14 protein-coding genes are annotated in these 18,517 nt (G+C 69.0%); 11 read left to right on the plus strand and 3 right to left on the minus strand.

Features of this window, described 5'->3' with window-relative positions; genetic code table 11:
• Window positions 1-167 precede the first annotated feature (167 nt).
• On the plus strand, window positions 168-1,679 hold the full coding sequence (locus tag F3087_RS24915; protein ID WP_150404458.1) for a cytochrome P450: 1,512 nt from the start codon (window positions 168-170) through the stop codon (window positions 1,677-1,679).
• Between the two features lie 21 nt (window positions 1,680-1,700).
• On the opposite strand, the gene F3087_RS24920 is transcribed toward F3087_RS24915, so the two are convergent.
• Complete coding sequence (locus F3087_RS24920) at window positions 1,701-2,546, minus strand: serine hydrolase (protein ID WP_150404459.1); 846 nt, start codon at window positions 2,544-2,546, stop codon at window positions 1,701-1,703.
• Between the two features lie 667 nt (window positions 2,547-3,213).
• Here F3087_RS24920 and recC point away from each other — a divergent pair.
• The 8 genes from recC (at window position 3,214) to F3087_RS47330 (ending at window position 15,236) form a co-directional block, all read left to right on the plus strand.
• The gene (gene recC / locus F3087_RS24930; RefSeq protein ID WP_150404461.1) at window positions 3,214-6,603 is read left to right on the plus strand and encodes an exodeoxyribonuclease V subunit gamma; all 3,390 of its coding nucleotides are present in this window, start codon (window positions 3,214-3,216) and stop codon (window positions 6,601-6,603) included.
• 331 nt (window positions 6,604-6,934) lie between these two features.
• On the plus strand, window positions 6,935-10,438 hold the full coding sequence (locus tag F3087_RS24935) for a UvrD-helicase domain-containing protein (RefSeq protein ID WP_150404834.1): 3,504 nt from the start codon (window positions 6,935-6,937) through the stop codon (window positions 10,436-10,438).
• Between the two features lie 142 nt (window positions 10,439-10,580).
• Complete coding sequence (gene recD, locus F3087_RS24940) at window positions 10,581-12,494, plus strand: exodeoxyribonuclease V subunit alpha (RefSeq protein WP_150404462.1); 1,914 nt, start codon at window positions 10,581-10,583, stop codon at window positions 12,492-12,494.
• 49 nt (window positions 12,495-12,543) lie between these two features.
• Window positions 12,544-13,017, plus strand: coding sequence for an RNA polymerase sigma factor (locus tag F3087_RS24945; RefSeq protein WP_150404835.1), 474 nt, complete (start codon window positions 12,544-12,546; stop codon window positions 13,015-13,017).
• Window positions 13,017-13,631 (plus strand): methylated-DNA--[protein]-cysteine S-methyltransferase, encoded by a 615-nt coding sequence (locus F3087_RS24950; protein WP_150404836.1) that lies wholly within the window; start codon window positions 13,017-13,019, stop codon window positions 13,629-13,631. The genes F3087_RS24945 and F3087_RS24950 overlap by 1 nt, the downstream gene beginning before the upstream one ends.
• A 46-nt stretch (window positions 13,632-13,677) precedes the next feature.
• On the plus strand, window positions 13,678-14,406 hold the full coding sequence (locus F3087_RS24955) for a 2OG-Fe(II) oxygenase (protein ID WP_150404463.1): 729 nt from the start codon (window positions 13,678-13,680) through the stop codon (window positions 14,404-14,406).
• On the plus strand, window positions 14,393-14,665 hold the full coding sequence (locus F3087_RS24960; protein WP_150404464.1) for an Ada metal-binding domain-containing protein: 273 nt from the start codon (window positions 14,393-14,395) through the stop codon (window positions 14,663-14,665). Before F3087_RS24955 ends, F3087_RS24960 begins: the two co-directional genes overlap by 14 nt.
• Before the next feature lie 61 nt (window positions 14,666-14,726).
• Complete coding sequence (locus F3087_RS47330) at window positions 14,727-15,236, plus strand: methylated-DNA--[protein]-cysteine S-methyltransferase (RefSeq protein ID WP_150404465.1); 510 nt, start codon at window positions 14,727-14,729, stop codon at window positions 15,234-15,236.
• Between the two features lie 17 nt (window positions 15,237-15,253).
• On the opposite strand, the gene F3087_RS24970 is transcribed toward F3087_RS47330, so the two are convergent.
• Window positions 15,254-15,646: a hypothetical protein gene (locus F3087_RS24970; protein WP_150404466.1), complete on the minus strand. Its 393-nt coding sequence runs from the start codon at window positions 15,644-15,646 to the stop codon at window positions 15,254-15,256.
• Between the two features lie 112 nt (window positions 15,647-15,758).
• Here F3087_RS24970 and F3087_RS24975 point away from each other — a divergent pair, with 112 nt between their 5' ends.
• On the plus strand, window positions 15,759-16,400 hold the full coding sequence (locus tag F3087_RS24975; protein ID WP_150404467.1) for a TetR/AcrR family transcriptional regulator: 642 nt from the start codon (window positions 15,759-15,761) through the stop codon (window positions 16,398-16,400).
• A 61-nt stretch (window positions 16,401-16,461) separates the two neighbouring features.
• On the opposite strand, the gene F3087_RS24980 is transcribed toward F3087_RS24975, so the two are convergent.
• The gene (locus F3087_RS24980) at window positions 16,462-16,665 is read right to left on the minus strand and encodes a cold-shock protein (RefSeq protein WP_069166293.1); all 204 of its coding nucleotides are present in this window, start codon (window positions 16,663-16,665) and stop codon (window positions 16,462-16,464) included.
• A gap of 878 nt (window positions 16,666-17,543) precedes the next feature.
• Between F3087_RS24980 and F3087_RS24985 the strand changes: the two genes are divergently transcribed.
• Window positions 17,544-18,440, plus strand: coding sequence for an alpha/beta hydrolase (locus F3087_RS24985; RefSeq protein ID WP_150404837.1), 897 nt, complete (start codon window positions 17,544-17,546; stop codon window positions 18,438-18,440).
• The last annotated feature ends 77 nt before the right edge of the window (window positions 18,441-18,517 follow it).

The following is an 18,517-nucleotide window of genomic DNA, read 5'->3' on the forward strand; positions in this document are numbered from 1 at the left end:
ATCCCGGCCGTCGCGACGACATCCCTGTTCCCGGTGTGCGGCCTCGCACATTCGTGCTCGCAAGCGCTCTAAGTTGCGCTGTATTTGCCCGAGTTGGTTGCGGCGAACCGGCCTAAGCAAACGGCGAAAGAGAATACGATGAATACCCTCGTTCAGGGAGGTTCGCGATGGTCGCCGGGGACCGTGCAGTCGGCCGAAAGCCCAGCGTGCGCGGGAAATCCGAAGACTTACCCCGCTCCGAGAACTCCGCGCTGATCGACATCCCGCACGACCATCTACTGGACCGGGCGCTGGATCTGATCCCCGAGCGGCACCAGGTCCTCGCGACCCCGCCGCAGGGCAGCGAGACCACCGCGGTGCACGGCGACGCCGGGCTGCCCTACCTCGGACGAGTGCTCCAATACATGCGCTGGGGCCCGGCCGAGATGGTCGGCCGCTACCGCAAGTACGGACCGGTCTCCTTGAACACCTCGCTCGGCATCGACCGAGTGCTGGTCGCCGGGCCCGAGGCGCTCGACGAGGTGCTCGGCCGCCGTCGCCGCGACTTCGGCCAGGGCTGGGACTACTTCATCGGCCCGTTCTTCCGGCGCGGACTGCTGCTGCTCGAATTCGAGGAGCACAAATTCCATCGCCGGATCATGCAGCAGGCCTTCACCCGGGACCGGCTCGAAGCCCACCTCGCCGCGCTGACCCCGGTCGTGCGCACGAGCATCGATCGCTGGATTCCGCAGGGCGGCAACGCCGAACGGACGGTCCAGCTGTATCCGACGCTCAAGGAACTGACCCTGGACATCGCGGGCGAGACGTTCATGGGCGTCGATGTCGGCGCGCGACGCCGCCAGCTGATCGACGCGTTCATCGATTGCACGCACGCGGGCCTGGCGATCATCCGGCATTCGGTCCCCGGCGGCCACTGGCGATCGGGCCTGCGCGGCCGAAAAGTGTTGCAGGACTACTTCACCGGGATGCTGCCGGAGAAGCGGCGCACCGAGTCACCGGACTTCTTCTCCGGCCTGTGTCACGCGCGCAGCGAGGACGGCGGGGTGTTCGGCGACGCGGATGTGGTGAACCACATGATCTTCCTGATCATGGCCGCGCACGACACCACGACGACCACCGCCACCGCCGTCGCCTACTACCTCGGCAAGCACCCCGAATGGCAGGAGCGGGTGCGCGCAGAGGTGCTCGCGCTCGACGGCGAAAAGGGCGGCGCGGCACCGACTATCACCGATCTGGAGGGTCTGCGCGATCTGGATCTGGTAATCAAGGAGAGCCTGCGGCTGATGCCGCCGGTGCCCGGGCTGTCCCGTCGTGCGGTGCGCGACACCGAGATCGCCGGTCACTACATTCCGGCGGGCACGCCGATCGATCTCGCCTATCAGGTCAACCATCTGCTACCCGAATTGTGGACGCGCCCAGAGCTGTTCGATCCCGAACGATTCAACGAGCAACGGCGCGAAGACAAGTCGCATCGCCTGGCCTGGATGCCCTTCGGTGCGGGCGCGCACAAGTGCATCGGCATGCATTTCGGCACGTTCGAGGTGAAGACGGTCATCGCCGCGCTGGTGCGTGCGTACGCGTGGCAGATTCCGGACGCCTATCGAATGCCGTGGGGGTTCACGTCGATTCCGTTCCCGCGGGACGGAGCGCCGATGGTGTTGCGTCGGCGCTCCGCGTAAACCGGTGTGCGCGTGGCGGGTTCAGCGCCCCGCGAACAACATCTCGGCGACCTTGGTGTCGGTCTCCGAGCCGTCGGTGAAGACGCCGCCGTCGCCGAGCGAGGTCATGATGGCCAGCGTGTAGCGCTCGCCGGGGCCGGCGAAGCCGACCGAGTTGACCACCCAGCCGCCCTGCTCCTGCGACCAGCCGTTCTTCAGGCCCGGCCGCATCGCCTGACCCGCGCCCCACACGCCCCAGTGCTGGTTGCTGTCCACCGCGCGCATGCGGTCCACCAGGTAGTTGCGGTCGTCCGGGTGCATGTTGTTGAGGATGTTGTCCATCAACCGGTCCAGATCGGCGGCCGTGCACTTCTGGAACGACCAATCCGGGTACAGCGCGGTGTTGGTCGGCTGCGGGTCCAGGGTGGCCATGCCGTTGGCGCGGAACGCGTTGTTGAACGCCATCCGGTCCAGGCCCGAGTACTTGGTCCAGAGGATGTCGGCCGCGCCGTCGTTGGACGTGGCGAGCATCGCCTCCATCGTTCCGCGGTCTTCCGGCGTCAGGTTGATCCGGCCGGTGCGCGCCCGGTTCAGCAGATCCTCGGCGATGGCGAGTTTGATCGTGGACGCGGTCCAGACCTTGTTCTCCGCGTTGGCATTCGCGTACACGCCGCCGGAGACCCGGTCGCGCACAACGTAACCGGTGACGCCGGGGCGCCCGGCCAGGTACTTGTCCACCGCGGCGATCCGGCTGCTCATATCGCAGTCGAAACCGGCCATGCACCCTTGGGTATGCGCGATGGGTACCGCGGCGGCACTGGGCAGCAGAGTTGGCGCGCTGGGGATGAGGATCGCCGCAGCGGCGAGGACACAGGCGGATGCGGCCACGCGGGGAACGGAACGGGTGGCGGGCGAGGGTTGACGCACGAGGCAACACGATCGCACATCGGCGAGCCAGACGCACGTCTTGAGCTCGGGACCGGCGTGTGCTAAGCGATGTTGCGTACTTGCGCCCCAGCGGGTTTCAGCCACCACGCACAGTTCAGCGGAACGCGGCCTTCAGTTCCTCTACAGTGCGTCCATTGAGGCGGTAGCAGTGCTCGAACGCCTCGGTGTGCTGGTCGCGCGGCCACGAATGTAGGACGACCGTACGGCCGTAGCCTCGCGAGTTGACGAGCTCCCAACGATCTCCTACGCGGCGGACTGTGAACCCGCCTCGTGGAACCAGGGGAATCACCATCGCAATCATGAACGCGAACCAGCCTTTCGGTGCAGCTCTCTCGTCCTCCCCGGTTCAGCACTGTTGCACATCGGGCGCGCGGATCCGAGCGGACACGGCGTAGGAATGTGTTCTTGTGTGGTTCATTTCACTCCAGTCACACAGGTAACGCGAAGAGGTCCGTTCGGAACTGCTTCGGGGTGGCAAAGTTGCCTCGGAGTCACTGGGCGTATAAACGTGCACGAAGCCCGGAGGCGATTCGCCGCGCGTGCGCGATCACCGATCAGTCGCGAGTCCCGGCGCCCGTCCGACTACTCCACCGACCGAGAGGCGCAGATGCCGCTGCACATCCACCGTGCCGAACGCGCCGATGTCCTGGCCGACGGACTCGCCGAGCTGCTGGCCACGCCGCTGCCCGACCCGTTCGCCACGGAGGTGGTCGCGGTGCCGGCCAAGGGGGTCGAGCGGTGGCTGACGCAGCGGTTGTCGTCGGTGCTCGGAGTGTCCGGGGCGGTGGCGTTCTCGGCGTCCTTCGATGCGGCCTCGACCGACGGTGTCGCGGCGAACATCCAGTTCCCGTCGCCGTCCGCGCTGGTCACGACCGCTTTGGCGGCGGCGAGCGGGGTTCGGCCGGAGGATGATCCATGGGCCGGCGAGCGGGTCGTGTGGACGTTGCTGCGGGTGATCGATGCCTCGCTCGGCGAGCCATGGTGCGCGGTGCTCGCCCGGCATCTGGGCGCGAACGACCCGGCCGGACACGACCATCGGATCGGCCGCCGCTACGCCACGGCCGCGCATGTGGCCGCGCTGTTCGACAATTACGCGGCGCAGCGGCCCCGGCTGATCCTGGAGTGGGCCGCGGGTTCCGACACCGACGGCGCGGGAAATCCGGTGCCCGGCGATCTGCTGTGGCAGCCCGAACTGTGGCGGCGGCTGCGCGCCGAGGTCGGTGCGCCGAGTCCGGCGGAGCGACTCGAGCCGGCGTGCGCGCGACTCCGGGCGGACGCTGAACTTGTTCCATTTCCGGAGCGGTTTTCGTTGTTCGGCGCGACGCGGATGTCCACCGATCAGCTCGCGGTGTTGTCCGCGCTGGCGCAGACGCGGGAGATCCATCTGTGGCTGCCGCACCCGAGTCCGGTGATGTGGACCGAGCTGGCCGGGAGTCCGGCGGCGCGGTCGCGGGTGGCCGATCTCAGCGGGAGCGCGGTGAGTCATCCGCTGCTGGCGGGTCTGGCGCGGGATGTTCGCGAATTGCAGCAGCGGTTGGCGGAGTCCGTGGGCTCCGATACCCACTATCCGATCTCGGATGATCTTGTGGCGGATAGTGATACGTCCGAGGTGACGCTGCTCGCGGCGGTGCAGGCGGGTATCCGCGACGATCGATGGCCGCCGGCCGCGGTGCGGGCCGGTGACGGGACCGTGCAGGTGCACGCCTGTCACGGACCCGCGCGACAGGTCGAGGTGCTGCGCGAATGCCTACTCGGACTGTTCGCCGCGGACGAGACCCTGGAACCGCGCGACGTGCTGGTCATGTGCCCCGAGGTGGAGGCGTTCGCGCCGCTGGTGCGCGCGGCGTTCGGGCAGCGGGCGCCGGGATCGGTTGAGCAGGCGCCGGATTCGGGGCACCCGGCGCATCGCCTGCGGGTTCGGCTCGCGGATCGGGGCCGGGGCATCACCAATCCGCTGCTCGCGGTGATCGGAGTGCTGCTCGAGCTGGCCGACGGCCGGGTCACCGTCACGCAGGTGCTCGATCTGGCCGCGGCCGAAACGGTCCGGCGGCGTTGCGGATTCGACGACGACGATATCGAGCGGCTGCGCGAGTGGGCCGCCGAGTCCGGCGCGCGCTGGGGGATCGGGCAGCGGCAGCGGCAGGCGTTCGGGCTGGCCGACTTCGCGCAGAACACGCTGAACGCCGCGGTGGACCGCATCCTGCTCGGCGTCACCGCGGGCGAAACCTCTGAGGACTGGCTCGATCTCGCGCTGCCCCTGGATGACGTGGACAGCAACGATGTCGATCTGGCCGGTCGGTTCGCCGAATTCATCGACCGGCTCGCCGTCTGCCTGCGTGACCTGCGCGGCCCGCGTCCCGCGCACGAGTGGGCGGCGGTGCTCGGCCGCGCGCTGGATCTGCTGACGGACGTGCCGGATTCGCAGTCCTGGGTGCGCACCGAGGCCCGGCAGGAACTGGCCGCAGCCACCGAGCACGCCGGCGATGTGTCGCTGCGGCTGGCCGACGTCGGGGTGCTGCTGCACTCCCGGCTGGCCGCCCGGCCGACCCGGGCCAACTTCCGCACCGGCGAGTTGACCGTGTGCACGCTGGTGCCGATGCGGTCGGTGCCGCATCGCGTGGTGGTGCTGCTCGGGCTCGATGACGATGTGTTCCCGCGCACCAGCGGGGTGGACGGCGACGATGTGCTCGCCCGCAATCCGCTACTGGGCGAACGGGATCCGCGTAGCGAGGATCGGCAGCTGCTGCTCGACGCGATCCTGTCGGCCCAGGACAAGCTGCTGGTGTTGCACACCGGTGCCGACCCGGTCACCGGCGCGCATCGGCCGCCCGCCATCCCGGTTGCCGAACTGCTCGATGTGCTGCGCGCTCAGGTCGGCGCGGATGGCATGGACGCGGTGGTGACCCGACATCCGTTGCAGGCCTTCGATCGTCGTAACTTCCGCGCCGAACATCCGTTCAGCTTCGACACCGTCGCGCTGGCCGGCGCGCAGTCCGCCGGGCAGCCCTCGGTGCCACGCCCACCGTTCCTGCCGGAGCCGTTGCCGACGCCGGAACTCGCGGATGTCGCACTGGCCGACCTGATTTCGTTCGTCGAACACCCGATCCGCGCGTTCCTGTGGCAGCGGCTCGGCCTGCGCGTTCCCGAACACGAAGAGGACATCGCCGACCGGCTGCCCATCGAACTCGACGGCCTGGCGAAATGGGAACTGGGCGAACGCCTGCTGGCCGCCCGCCTGACCGGTGCGGACGCGGCCGGACTGCGCGCCGCCGAGTGGCGGCGAGGCACGTTGCCGCCCTTCGGTTTCGGCGCGGCGGTGCTCGACGAGGTGGAGCACACGGTGGACAAGCTGGTCCGCGCGTCGCAGGGCGACTACGACGGCAGCCCGCGCGCCGTCGACATCGCGGTCGATCTCGGCAACGGGCGCAGGCTCACCGGCACCGTCCCCGAGGTGCGCGGCGAGACCCTGGTCCGCACCACGTTCTCCCGGCTCGCCCCGAAACACCGGATCGCCGCCTGGGTCTCGCTGCTGGCCCTCGCGGTCACCGAGGACCGCTCCTGGCGCGCCGTCACCACCGGCCGCGGCCAATTCGGCCGCCCCGCATGGCGTTCGGAGATCACCGCCCCGGAAATGCCCGCCGCCCGCGGCATCCTGCGCGAACTAGTCGCCCTCCGCGACGCCGGACTCACCGAACCCCTCCCGATCACCCCCGGCGCGACTGCCGCCTACGCCGAACGCCGCTTCCGCGGCGCCACTGTCGACGAAGCCATCGTCGCCGCCGAACGCGAGTTCAACGGCGGCCCCAACGGCCCCGGCCCCTTCGGCGACCACACCGACCGCCACCTCCGCTACGTCTGGGGCCCGGCCCCCCGCCTCGAACACCTCATGGAAACCCCCGCCCCACCCGGCGAGCCAGGGGAGACGACCCGCTTCGGCGCCCTCGCCCGACGCATGTGGGCACCCCTGCTGAGCGCCGAAAGCCAGGGCCAACCGTGAGCCGTGGTGACGAAGCGTGCCCGGTGTCGACCGGCGGTACCAGCGCGGCATCGAAGCGCGGTGATCGCGTGGGTGCAGCGTCGCGAATTGCGATGGAGACCGGTCGATCTGCGCGGATTCGGGATGGCCGGCCGGAGATCGGAGTGGTGGCGGACGGGTTGCGGGGTGGCGAATATGGGCCGGCCTGGCGTAGGTCGGCGGCGGGTGCGGTGATCGTCACGCGTGTCGGTGGCGCAACGGGATGCGGCGGACCGGCAGAATGGCACTTTCGGCGGGTCGAAAGGCGGGTGTTCGCGTGACCGTGCAAGACACCTCGTTCGTGGTGCCCGAGATGGAGGCGCCCGACAGGTTCGAGCCGTATGGTCCGCTGCCCACGGGGACGACCGTGCTGGAGGCGAGCGCGGGGACCGGCAAGACGCATGCGATCGTCGGGTTGGCGGTGCGGTATGTGGCCGAGGCCGGGATCGATGTCTCGCAGTTGCTGCTGGTGACGTTCAGCCGGGCAGCCACCCAGGAATTGCGTGAGCGCACCCGGGATCGGTTCGTGGTGGTCGCCGCGGGGCTGGCGGATCCTGATCTGGCTCGCGCGCACGCCGACGAACTGATCCGGCATCTGGCTCAGGCGGATCCGGACGAGGTGCGACGCCGCCGGGCCCGATTGCTCGCGGCTCTCTCGGATTTCGACGCGGGCACCATCGCGACCACGCACAGCTTCTGCCAGCGAATGCTGGACGAACTCGGCCTGGCCGGCGAGCACGACCCCGGTTCGCGCCTGGTCGAGACGGTCGACGAGCTGATCGGCACGGTCGCCGACGACCTCTACCTGAACCGGTACGCCCGTACCGAACCGCCGTTCTCGGTCAAGGAGGCGCACACCCTGGCGCTGGCCGCCGTGCGCGACCGGCACGCGGTGCTGATGCCGAAGGGCGACTCCGCCGCGGGCGAACGGGTCGCCTTCGCGACCGCGGTGCGCGCGGAAACCGAACGCCGCAAACGCCTGGCCGGACTGCGCGACTTCGACGACCTGCTCGTCCTGCTGCACGACGTGCTGGCCGACGACGAGCACGGCCCGCGCGCCTGCCGCCGCATCCGCGAGCGCTACCGCGTCGCGTTGGTCGACGAATTCCAGGACACCGACCCGTTGCAATGGGACATCCTGCGCCGCGCCTTCCACGGCCACACCACGCTGGTGCTGGTCGGCGACCCGAAACAGGCCATCTACGCGTTCCGCGGCGCGGAGGTGCTCAGCTACCTGGACGCGGTCGCGCACGCCGACACCCGCAAGGAACTCACCACCAACTGGCGCAGCGACGCCGGTCTGCTCGCCGCGCTGGACCATCTGCAAGGCGGTGCGGCGTTGGGGCACAAGGAGATCACCGTTTACCCGGTGAACGCCACCCGTTCCTGGTCGCGCCTGTCCGGGCCGGACGAGCTGATCACGCCGCTGCGGATGCGGTGCCTGACCCGTACCGGCGCAGGGCCTTTGAACAAATCAGGGTTCCCCGCGGTCGGTCGGATGCGCGCGAAAGTCGCCGATGACCTTGCCGCAGACATCGTCCGGTTGCTCGAGTCCGATGTCTCGCTGGCCACCACTGCGCGACCGAACCATACTGGTCAACCATCTTCCGGGCGAACTGCCGGACCGGCGTTCGGTGAGGTGATCATCGAGCCGGCCATGGAACTGCGTGGGGCGCAGGAATCGAGTCTCGGCACCGATCGATCCAGCGCGGGGACCAGTTCGTCAGGCACGGCCGGACGTCGGAGTGATGGCGAGTCTTCAGCTGTCGCGCGCAGGCCGATCAGCCCCGGCGACATCGCTGTCCTGGTGCGTACGCGATCCCAAATCGATGTCGTACGAGCGGCTTTGGATCGGGTCGGCGTCGCCTCGGTGCTCGCTGGCGGCACCAGTGTGTTCGCGACCAGCAGCGCCACCGACTGGCTCTGGCTGCTGCGCGCACTGGAGCAGCCGCACCGCGGCGACCGAGTCCGGTTGGCCGCCTGCACGCCGCTGATCGGCGTCACCGCCGCCGAGATCGACAGTGGCGGAGCGGATCTGGTCGGCCGGGTCAGCGCGCAACTCCGCGATGCGGCGAGGCTGTTCGCCCGCGCCGGTTTCGCTGCCGTCTTCGAAAAGATCTCCGCCGAAGCGGATCTGGCGCACCGGCTGCTCGCCGTCGAGAACGGCGAGCGCCAGCTGACCGACCTGCGGCACATCGCCCAACTGCTCGATCAAGTCTCGCTCACCGAATCGCTCGGCCTGACCGCGTTGACCCGCTGGCTGGGCGATCGCGTGCGAGATCCCGCGTCGGGCACCGTCGCCGACCGCAGCCGCAGGCTCGACCGCGACGCCGCGGCCGTGCAGATCGCCACCGTGCACGCCAGCAAGGGCCTCGAATTCCCCATCGTCTATTTGCCTTTCGCCTGGGACAACGCGAAGAACCCGTATCCGGCGACGCTGCTGTTCCACGACGACAACGACATGCGCGTGCTCGATGTCGGTGGGCAGGACGCGTCCGGTTACGCGGAACGCAAGCTGCGCAGCGAATCCGAAGAGGCGGGTGAGGAACTGCGCCTGCTGTACGTCGCGCTGACCCGGGCCATGTGCCAGGTCGTCGCCTGGTGGGCGCCGGCGATCACGACCGCGGCCTCGCCGCTGCACCGGATGATCCTCGGCCGCCCCGACGGCGGCGACACCGTTCCACCGCGCGCTTCGGTGCCCGCGGATGCCGTTGCGCCGGGACTGCTTTCGGCCTGGGCCGGGGGAGCGGCGGAGGCGATCTCGGTAACCGCCGTCGTCGGTACCGATGAGGTCGCGATCGAACGAGTGCGCACCGAACCCGTCACGGGTGAGCTGGCCGCCGCGCACTTCGACCGCAAGCTGGACCAGCACTGGCGTCGCACTTCGTATTCGGCGCTCACCGCCTCCGCGCACGGCCCCGTCACCCCGGAGCTGGAGATCGAACCCGAGGACAACCGTGGCCCCGCCGACGAGCCGAGCACCCCGGTCGTCGCCGAGGTCGAAGAGGTTTTCGCGGGCCCGGCCTCGCTGATGAACTCCCTGCCCTACGGCGCGGAGTTCGGCACCCTCGTGCACGGTGTGTTCGAGATGATCGATACGGACGCACCGGATCTCGCCGCCGAGGTGGACAAGCGCTGCCGCGCGGCCGTCGACGAGCTCATGGCCGAGGCCGACCCGGTCGTGCTCAGCACCGCCGTCCTCGCTTCGCTGCGTACTCCGCTCGGCATCGGCTCGCTCGCCGACATCTCGACCCGAGATCGCTTGAACGAGCTGGAATTCGAGCTTCCCCTGGCCGGCGGCGACACCCCGAGCGCCGAAACCGCGACCCTGCGCCAGATCGCCGACCTGCTGCGCACCCATTTGTCGCCCGACGATGACCTTTTCGTCTACGCCGACCACCTGGCCACCCTCGACGACATCCCGCTGCGCGGCTACCTCACCGGCAGCATCGACGCCGTCCTGCGCGTAACCGACGGCACGGACACCCGTTTCGTGATCGTCGACTACAAAACCAACCGCCTCGGCACCGGCGACCTCACCGTCGCCCACTACACCCGCCCCCGCATGGCCGCCGAAATGATCCGCTCCCACTACCCCCTCCAGGCCCTCCTCTACGCGGTAGCCCTGCACCGCTACCTCCGCTGGCGCCTACCCGCCTACGACCCCGCCCACCACTTGGGCGGCGCCCGCTACCTCTTCGTCCGCGGCATGATCGGCCCCGAAACCCCCACCGCCCACGGCGTCTTCGACTGGCACCCCCCAGCCCCCCTCATCCTCGCCATATCCCGCCTCCTCGCCGGAGAGTCCCCCCGATGACCCCCCTCCCCCCAAACACCCGCACACCGTTGCTCGGTCGCGCCGACGGATCGTGTAGCCGCACGGGTTCTGATTTCTCGCACCGAGAATTGCATGCGAATTTCGGTGCGGGAAATCAAGAGTGGTGCGGCGGGGTGGTCTTGTGACGTCGATTCAGTTGGCGCAGCGGGGGACCGGGTTGTTGCGGACGTTCAATGAGGCGGGGGTGTTGTCTGCGGCGGACGTGCATGTGGCGGTTCGGTTGGGGCGGTTGGGGCGGGAGGATGCCGAGGCGGTTTTGTTTGCGGCGGCGCTTGCGGTGCGGGCGGTGCGGTCGGGGTCGGTGTGCTTGGAACTGCATCGGATGCGGGAGATCGGTATCGACGCGGATGAGACCTGGGATACGGGGGAGCGCATCGATCCGGCGACGCTGCCGTGGCCCGACATCGAGGCGGTGGTGGCCGCGCTGCGGGTCAGTCCGCTGGTGACCGGTGGGCCCGCGGGTCCGCTGCAACCGTTGCGGCTGGTGGAATCGCGCAGCCGCGAGGACTCCGGCCCGCTGCTCTACCTGGATCGGTACTACCAGCAGGAGCAGACGGTCCGCCGCGTACTCACCGAGCGCTCCGGTCACCACCCGGTGGTCGACCCGAATATCATTCGCCGCGAACTGGATCGGCTGTTCGACACGCCGGTCGGCGGCGTCCCCGACCGCCAGCGCCTCGCCGCCGCACTCGCCGCGACGCACTGGACCACGGTCGTCGCGGGCGGCCCCGGCACCGGCAAGACGCACACCATCGCGCGCATCATCGGCCTGCTCGACGCGCACCGCAAAGCCAATCCCAAACTGCCCGCACTGCGGATCGCACTGGCCGCGCCGACCGGCAAGGCCGCCGCGCGACTTCAAGAGGCCGTGCGCGAACAGGCCGGAGAACTCGGCCTGCCCGACCTCACCGCCGCCACCCTGCACCGCCTGCTCGGCTGGCAGCGCGGCCGCACCACCCGGTTCAAGTACCACGAATTCAACCGGCTCCCGTACGACGTGATCGTGGTCGACGAAACCTCCATGGTCTCGCTGACCATGATGAGCAGACTGTTCGCCGCACTCCGCCCGGACACCCGCCTGGTCCTCGTCGGCGACCCGGACCAGCTCGCCTCGGTGGACGCGGGCGCCGTGCTCGCCGACCTCGTCGCGGGACCCGTTGCGGGCACCCCGAATCCGATGCTCGACGAGATCCTCGGCGCCGACTCCCCGGAATCGGCCGCGCCGGAACAGAACTCGTCCGCCCTCACCACCCTGGAACGAACCCGCCTGCGCGGCGGCATCGTTCGCCTGACCCGCGGCCGTCGCTTCGGCGGCCGGATCGCCGACCTCGCCGTCGCCGTCCGCGCCGGCGACGCCGACACCGCCTTGGATCTGCTCCGCGCCGGCGGCGACGAACTGTCGCTCAGCGCCCCCGACGAAATGGCCGGTGTCCGTGCGGATGTCGTCCGTGCCGCCCGCGAGGTGACCACCGCCGCCCTCGCCGGCGACGCCGCAGGCGCGCTCACCGCCCTCGAATCACACCGCCTGCTGTGCGCGCACCGCCAGGGCCCGTTCGGCGTCGAACGCTGGGACCGGATGGCCGCCGAATGGGCCGCCGCCGGCGGAGCGGGCCCCGAATCCCACTCCGCCCCTTGGTATCCCGGCCAGCCACTGCTGGTCACCGCCAATGACCACGAGGCCCGCATCTACAACGGCGACACCGGCGTCGTCGTGCGCATGCCCGACGGTTCGCTGCGCGCCGCACTGCAACGCGGCAGCGAGCCGTACCTGGTGCACCCGACCCAGTTCCCGGCCGTGGTCACGGTGTTCGCCATGACCATCCACCGCAGCCAGGGCAGCCAGTACGACACCGTCTCGGTGGTCCTGCCCGAACCGGAATCGACCCTGCTGACCAGGGAGCTGCTCTACACGGCGATCACCCGCGCCCGCCGCCACGTCCGGGTCATCGGCACCGACGAGTCCATCCGGGCCGGCATCGCCCGCCGCGTGCTGCGCGCCAGCGGGCTGTCCCGCCGCCCGGAGGGCGGCCGATGACCAGCGGATCTCACGTTTTCCCGGCCCCGCACGTCTACCCAGTGTGAGATTGCCTCCGTTCGAGGAAGTGGTGGCCGAATACGGCCCGATGGTGTTGCGGGTCTGCCGGGCCGTGCTCGGTCCGACGGACGCGGCCGACGCGTGGTCGGAGACGTTCCTGTCCGCCCTACGCGCCTATCCGGACCTCGACCCCGACGCGAACATCGAGGCATGGCTGGTCACCATCGCGCACCGGCGCGCGATCGACGTCGGCCGCGCGCTCACCCGCGCGCCGATCCCGGCCGAGACCCTGCCCGAGCGCCCGTCCGCGGCGCCCGACCCCGCCGACTACGACCCGCACCTCTGGGCCGCCTTGAAAGCGTTGCCGCCCAAGCAGCGCCAGGCGGTCGCCTACCACTACCTGGCAGGCCTGCCGCACGCCGAAATCGCCGAGCTGCTGGGCAATTCCACCGATGCCGCCCGCCGCGCCGCCGCCGACGGCCTGAAAACTCTGCGCAAGCTCTACCCGAAGGATGACTCATGATGGCCACCATCGATCGTGGCGACCCGAACGGCCTGTTCGACGGCCTGACCCCGGACAACGCCCTGCTGAACGAGCTACACCGCCGATTGGCGGCCGACGCACAGTCCGCGGGCCTGCTCGACGTCGCCTACCGCACCATGGACACCCCCGTCGGCACACTGCTGCTCGCGGCCACCCCGGCCGGCCTGGTCCGCGTCGCCTACCCCAACGAAGACCACGACTCCGTCCTGACCACCCTCTCCGAGCGGGTCAGCCCGCGCGTGCTCGCCGCGCCCGCGCGCCTGGACGCCGCGGCCCGCGAGATCGACGAGTACTTCGCCGGCGCCCGAACACATTTCGACCTGCCCCTGGACCTGCAACTGACCGGCGGCTTCCGGCGTCAGGTGATCGAGCATCTGATCGACATCGGTTACGGGCATCGCGAAAGCTACGCCACCGTCGCCGCCGCGGTCGGAAACCCGCGGGCGGTGCGCGCCGTCGGCTCGGCCTGCGCGCACAACCCACTGCCCGTGGTGATTCCGTGCCATCGGGTGGTCCGCAGCGATGGATCGATCGGTCAGTACGTAGGCGGCATCGACGCCAAGAACACACTGCTGACCCTGGAAGCCGCGTGAGCGCTGTTCGGCGCGGCACCGACAACCCCGCTGACTTGGAGGCGGTATGCAAAACACCGATACCCGTGCCCCGCTGGCTGATCGAGTAGCCGCGCAGCCCTGGGCGGACTTGATCGACGAGATCGACGCCTACGGGTGCGCCCAGACCGGCCCATTGCTGATGCCCGACGAATGCGCCGAGTTCACCGAAATGTGGGAGGACCTGGCGAGATTCCGCTCCACCATCGACATGGCGCGCTACAGATTCGGCCAGGGCACCTATCGATACTTCGCCGATCCGGTGCCCGAGCCGATCATGGCCATGCGCGCGGCGTTCTATCGAAAGCTGTTGCCGGTCGCCCGTTCCTGGGCCGAACGGCTCGGCGATCCGGCACCGTGGCCCGACGACTTCGGCGACTGGCTCGACGCCTGTCATGCTGCGGGACAGTCCAAACCGACGCCGATCCTGTTGCGCTACACCGAAGGTGACTGGAACGCCTTGCACCGCGACCTATACGGCGACCTGGTGTTCCCGTTGCAGGTGGTGATCGGGCTGAACCGTCCGGGGATAGACCACACCGGCGGGGAATTCACGCTCGTCGAGCAACGTCCCCGCGCGCAGTCGAAGGCCACCGTCACCGTGCTGGAACAGGGCCACGGCCTGATCTTCACCACTCGTGACCGGCCGACCCCGTCGAGCCGAGGCTGGTCGCGCGCGCCGGTTCGCCACGGCGTCAGCCGAATTCGTGGCGGTATCCGGCACACCCTCGGTCTAGTCCTGCATGACGCCCAATAACCACCTGTACACGCTGCTCGACGCCGATGGCCGCCCGTATCTCAGCCCTACTCCGGGAACATACGGCGGCCATCGACGCGGCAGAATCTACGGACGCTTGGACTGTCCGTCCGCCCTGCGCGCGCTGTCCCGCGGCTTCTATCGCGCCCACCGCGTCTTCTTCGCCGACGAACCCACCGCGATCAGCGCGGGTTACCGGCCGTGCGCGGTCTGTCTGCCGGAGCAATATGCGGCATGGAAAGCAGCCCGGCACAACTGATCTCACGTTTCTGGCCCGGCCGGCGTCTACCAGGAGACAAGACGCCGAACAGGAGCACACCATGCAGACTTCGACAGCCCGCACAGTCCACGCCTCGCCCCTCGGCAGCCTCCGCATCGAAGCGAGCGCGCTGGGCGTCACCCGCGTCGTGTTCACCGCGGACGCGCCCACCCCGCCGACTGCCGAGAACTCCTGCGCCCTCGAATATCTCGTCACCGCGATCGGCCAGATCGACGGGTACCTGGCGGGCGCCAGGCAGGAATTCACCGTGCCGATGGATCGCTCCGCACTGAGCGGCTTCGACCGGCAGGTCCTGGAAACCCTCGAAGCCACAACCGGATACGGCCACACGACCACCTACGGCGCGCTCACCCGCGCACTCGGCCGCGGCCGCGAGGACGCCCGCAAGGTCGGCGGCGCGCTGGCGCGCAACCCGCTACTGATCCTGCTCCCGTGCCACCGGGTGGTCGGCGCGGACGGCGCGCTCACCGGTTACGCGGGCGGGCTGCCGGCCAAACGCGCTCTGCTCGACCTCGAATCCGCGGATCTGCTACTGCCGCTGGCTATCTGACCGGCTCATCGGGACAGTCAGGCCAGCACGCCGTACGCGGTGGTGAGCATGGCGATCGCGAGCAGCACGCCGCCGACCGCACTCAACGTGTTCGCGGCCGACCACTTGCCCGGCTTGCCGATCGCGAGATTGAGGAACATGCCGCCGGATTGAGCGATCACTCCGACCGCGAGCAACGTGCACACCACCCACAGCACGCCGTCGCCGAATCCGGTGTCCGCGAGAATCGCGAGCGTTGCGAGGACCATCACCAGCAGTACGCCCGCGTGCGCGTGGCCGGCCCGGAAGTAGGTGCGCTGGTACTCGGTCAGCTTCTCGGCGGCGAGCAGGCGCAGGGCCATGACACCGCCGAACATCACGGTGGGCAGGGAGATCAGCGCGATCGCGGTGAACAGCTTGATGGGGTCCATTGGGCGTCCTCGGTAGATGTGTCCGTTCCACTAATCTGAACGGCGTACAGAACGTAGAACGGTATCTGGATGCCGTACAGATTATGTGAGGCGAATCACAAAGAGGGGTCCCATGACTGGTCCGGAGGCCGCGCGCCGCAAGACCTACCGGCACGGCGCGCTGAAGCCGGCGCTGATCGAGGCCGGGCTGCGGCTGGCGCGGGCCGGCGGCGGCCCGGACGCGATCGTGTTGCGCGAGGCGGCTCGGCAGGCCGGTGTCGCGCCGAACGCCGCGTACACCTATTTCGAAGACCGCAACGCGCTGGTCACCGCGGTGGCGAGCGCGGCGCTGGCGCAGATGGCGACCATGATGGCGGCCGAGCAGGAGGGTGTGACGCTCAGTGACGATCCCGCGGTGGCCGCGCGGCAGCGATTCCGCGGCGTAGGTCTCGGTTATCTGAGATTCGCCCGGACCGAACCCGGGTTGTTTCGCACCGCGTTCACGATCGGGCGGAACGACACCGCGGCGGACTCGCCGGACGCGGCGGGACCGACCGGCCGATCCGGCATCGAACTTCTCGGAGACGCGCTCGACGAGATGGTCGATACGGGCAGCCTGCCCCCGGAACGTCGGCCGGGTGCGGAGTATTTGGCCTGGTCGGCCGTGCACGGGCTGGCGTTCCTGGCCATCGACGGGCCGTTGCGAACGATGCCGGACGATCAGCTCGACGCTGTCGGACAGCGGATGCTGGACATGGTCGACCGCGGCATCTGAAGAAATCGTGCAGGTGTGCCCCTCCCACCCGAAAAGTGGGAGGAGCGTCAATCCGGCCTGATCAGATGGCGCGGACGTCCGTGGCCTGCGGACCCTTCTGGCCCTGGCCGACCTCGAACTCCACACGCTGTCCCTCATCGAGGGACTTGAACCCGGACCCGCCGAGAGCCGAGTAGTGGACGAAGACGTCGGGACCGCCGCCGTCCTGCGCGATGAAGCCGAACCCCTTCTCCGCGTTGAACCACTTGACGACGCCCTGTGTCATATTTTCTCCTTGTACTCAGTGATGTTTCAGTCCACCGAAATGTTGCAAAATTACGGACTCAGTGGACAGCATTCCATGCGCGCTGGCCGCATGGTTAACGCGGGCGAGCGGAATGTGTGCAAAAGCATTCTCCGCTCACTGCTCGGCCGACCTGCTGCCGACAGCACTAGCGCCGCGTCAGCCTACCTTTTTCCGGCGGATCGTGGGTGGCGGCGGCTGGGCGGCCCGGCCGACAACCTGGGTAGATCCTTCGGCGCGCCGCGGAATCCGGACGGATGCGACAGGGGTGTGGCATTGAGTGTGATTTGTTCACCGAAATCGGGGGTTTAGTTCGGCGCCGGTTCAACCTTGAACGATGGTGGTGGGGTGCCGGTGAAATTTTTCGGCCGGAAATTTGAGGTCCGATGCGGGTTCTGGATGGCTTATACGCGTTAATTTTCTGAGTGTCCAGCTTGCTCGGATTTTCCGTCAGAAATTGGGCACGATCCAATTTGTCGCGGTGGGATCCGGGGTGGGGCACGGTGCCTCGGTCCGAGGCTTGGGTAGATGCGAGACGCGTCGGTGACGGGCTAGCTTCCTCCTCGCGGATCATCTTCCGCATGCTGAAGATTCGCTGGACGCTCGCAGCGGGGTTGAATCAGCCGGTCCTGCCGCAGCTTCCGATCGTCTGCCCCGAGCTGCTCCGATAGTGTTGTCCCGGTGGGTGTTCGGCGTCATCGACGCTGGTCCCCGGGCTGAGGAGCTCATCGGAGAGGTATCTCGACGCGTTGTCAAGACCCGAATCTTGGTCTTTCCCTTCGGGTTTTAGGCCGGTCCTGCGGCGGTATAACGGAATAGTGGCGGCTTCAAGGGTTTTGGCTTCGCTGGTCGGTGTGTTGATGGTTTCGGCCCTGTCCGTCGGCTCGGCCGCGGCGGCCCCGTCCGGGGCGCGGTTGGTCGAGGAGGCCTCGCTGGGTGGGTCGGTCGCGCGAATGGACGTCTACTCGCCGTCGATGGATCGGGTGGTGACCAACCGGGTGATCCGGGCCGCGGGCGGTCCGGCGCCCACGCTGTATCTGCTCACCGGGATCGGCGGCGGGACCGACGGCATCTCCTGGTGGGACGACACCGACGTCCGGGAGTTCTTCGCGGACAAGCACGTCAACGTGGTGATGCCGGTGGGCGGCGCGTACAGCCTCTACACCGACTGGCTCGCCGACGACCCGGTCGTCGGCCGCAACCGCTGGCTGACCTATCTCACGCGCGAACTCCCCGGCGTGCTCGACGCGCAACTCGGCAGCACCGGCCGCAACGCCATCGCCGGGGTGTCGATGAGCGCGGGCTCCGCGGTCGACCTCGCGATCCAAGCGCCCGATGTGTACACCGCCGTCGCCGCCTACAGCGGATGTCCCTGGACCGCTGACGCTCTCGGCGTCGCGATGGTCAGCGCCCAGGTCCTGCGCGGCGGCGGCAACACCGCGAACATGTGGGGGGTGCCGGGTGACGCGATCTGGCGAGCACACGACGCGTTCGCCAATGCCGCTGTGCTGGCCGGGAAAACGATCTACCTCTCCGCCGCGACCGGCACCCCCGGCGCGATCGATGAAGGCGGACTGGCCTTTCCGCCGATCGAAGCCATCGCGAGCGCGTGCACGGCCGCCTTCGCCGACCGGCTCGATCAACTCGGTTTGCCCGCGGTGCACGTCAACCGGCCCGAGGGCGCGCATACCTGGGGGCAGTTCGAGACGGACCTGCACGATTCCTGGCCGTTGCTGGCCGGTGCGCTCGGCGCGTAACCCCCTGACCTCGCCAAAACGGGCAAAGTAGACAATCCTTAGCGTCAGCCGCGGCCCATTCGCTCGTCCGCCGCGGC

The organism is Nocardia colli (assembly GCF_008704205.1).
In the GTDB taxonomy this organism is placed as follows: Bacteria; Actinomycetota; Actinomycetes; order Mycobacteriales; family Mycobacteriaceae; genus Nocardia; species Nocardia colli.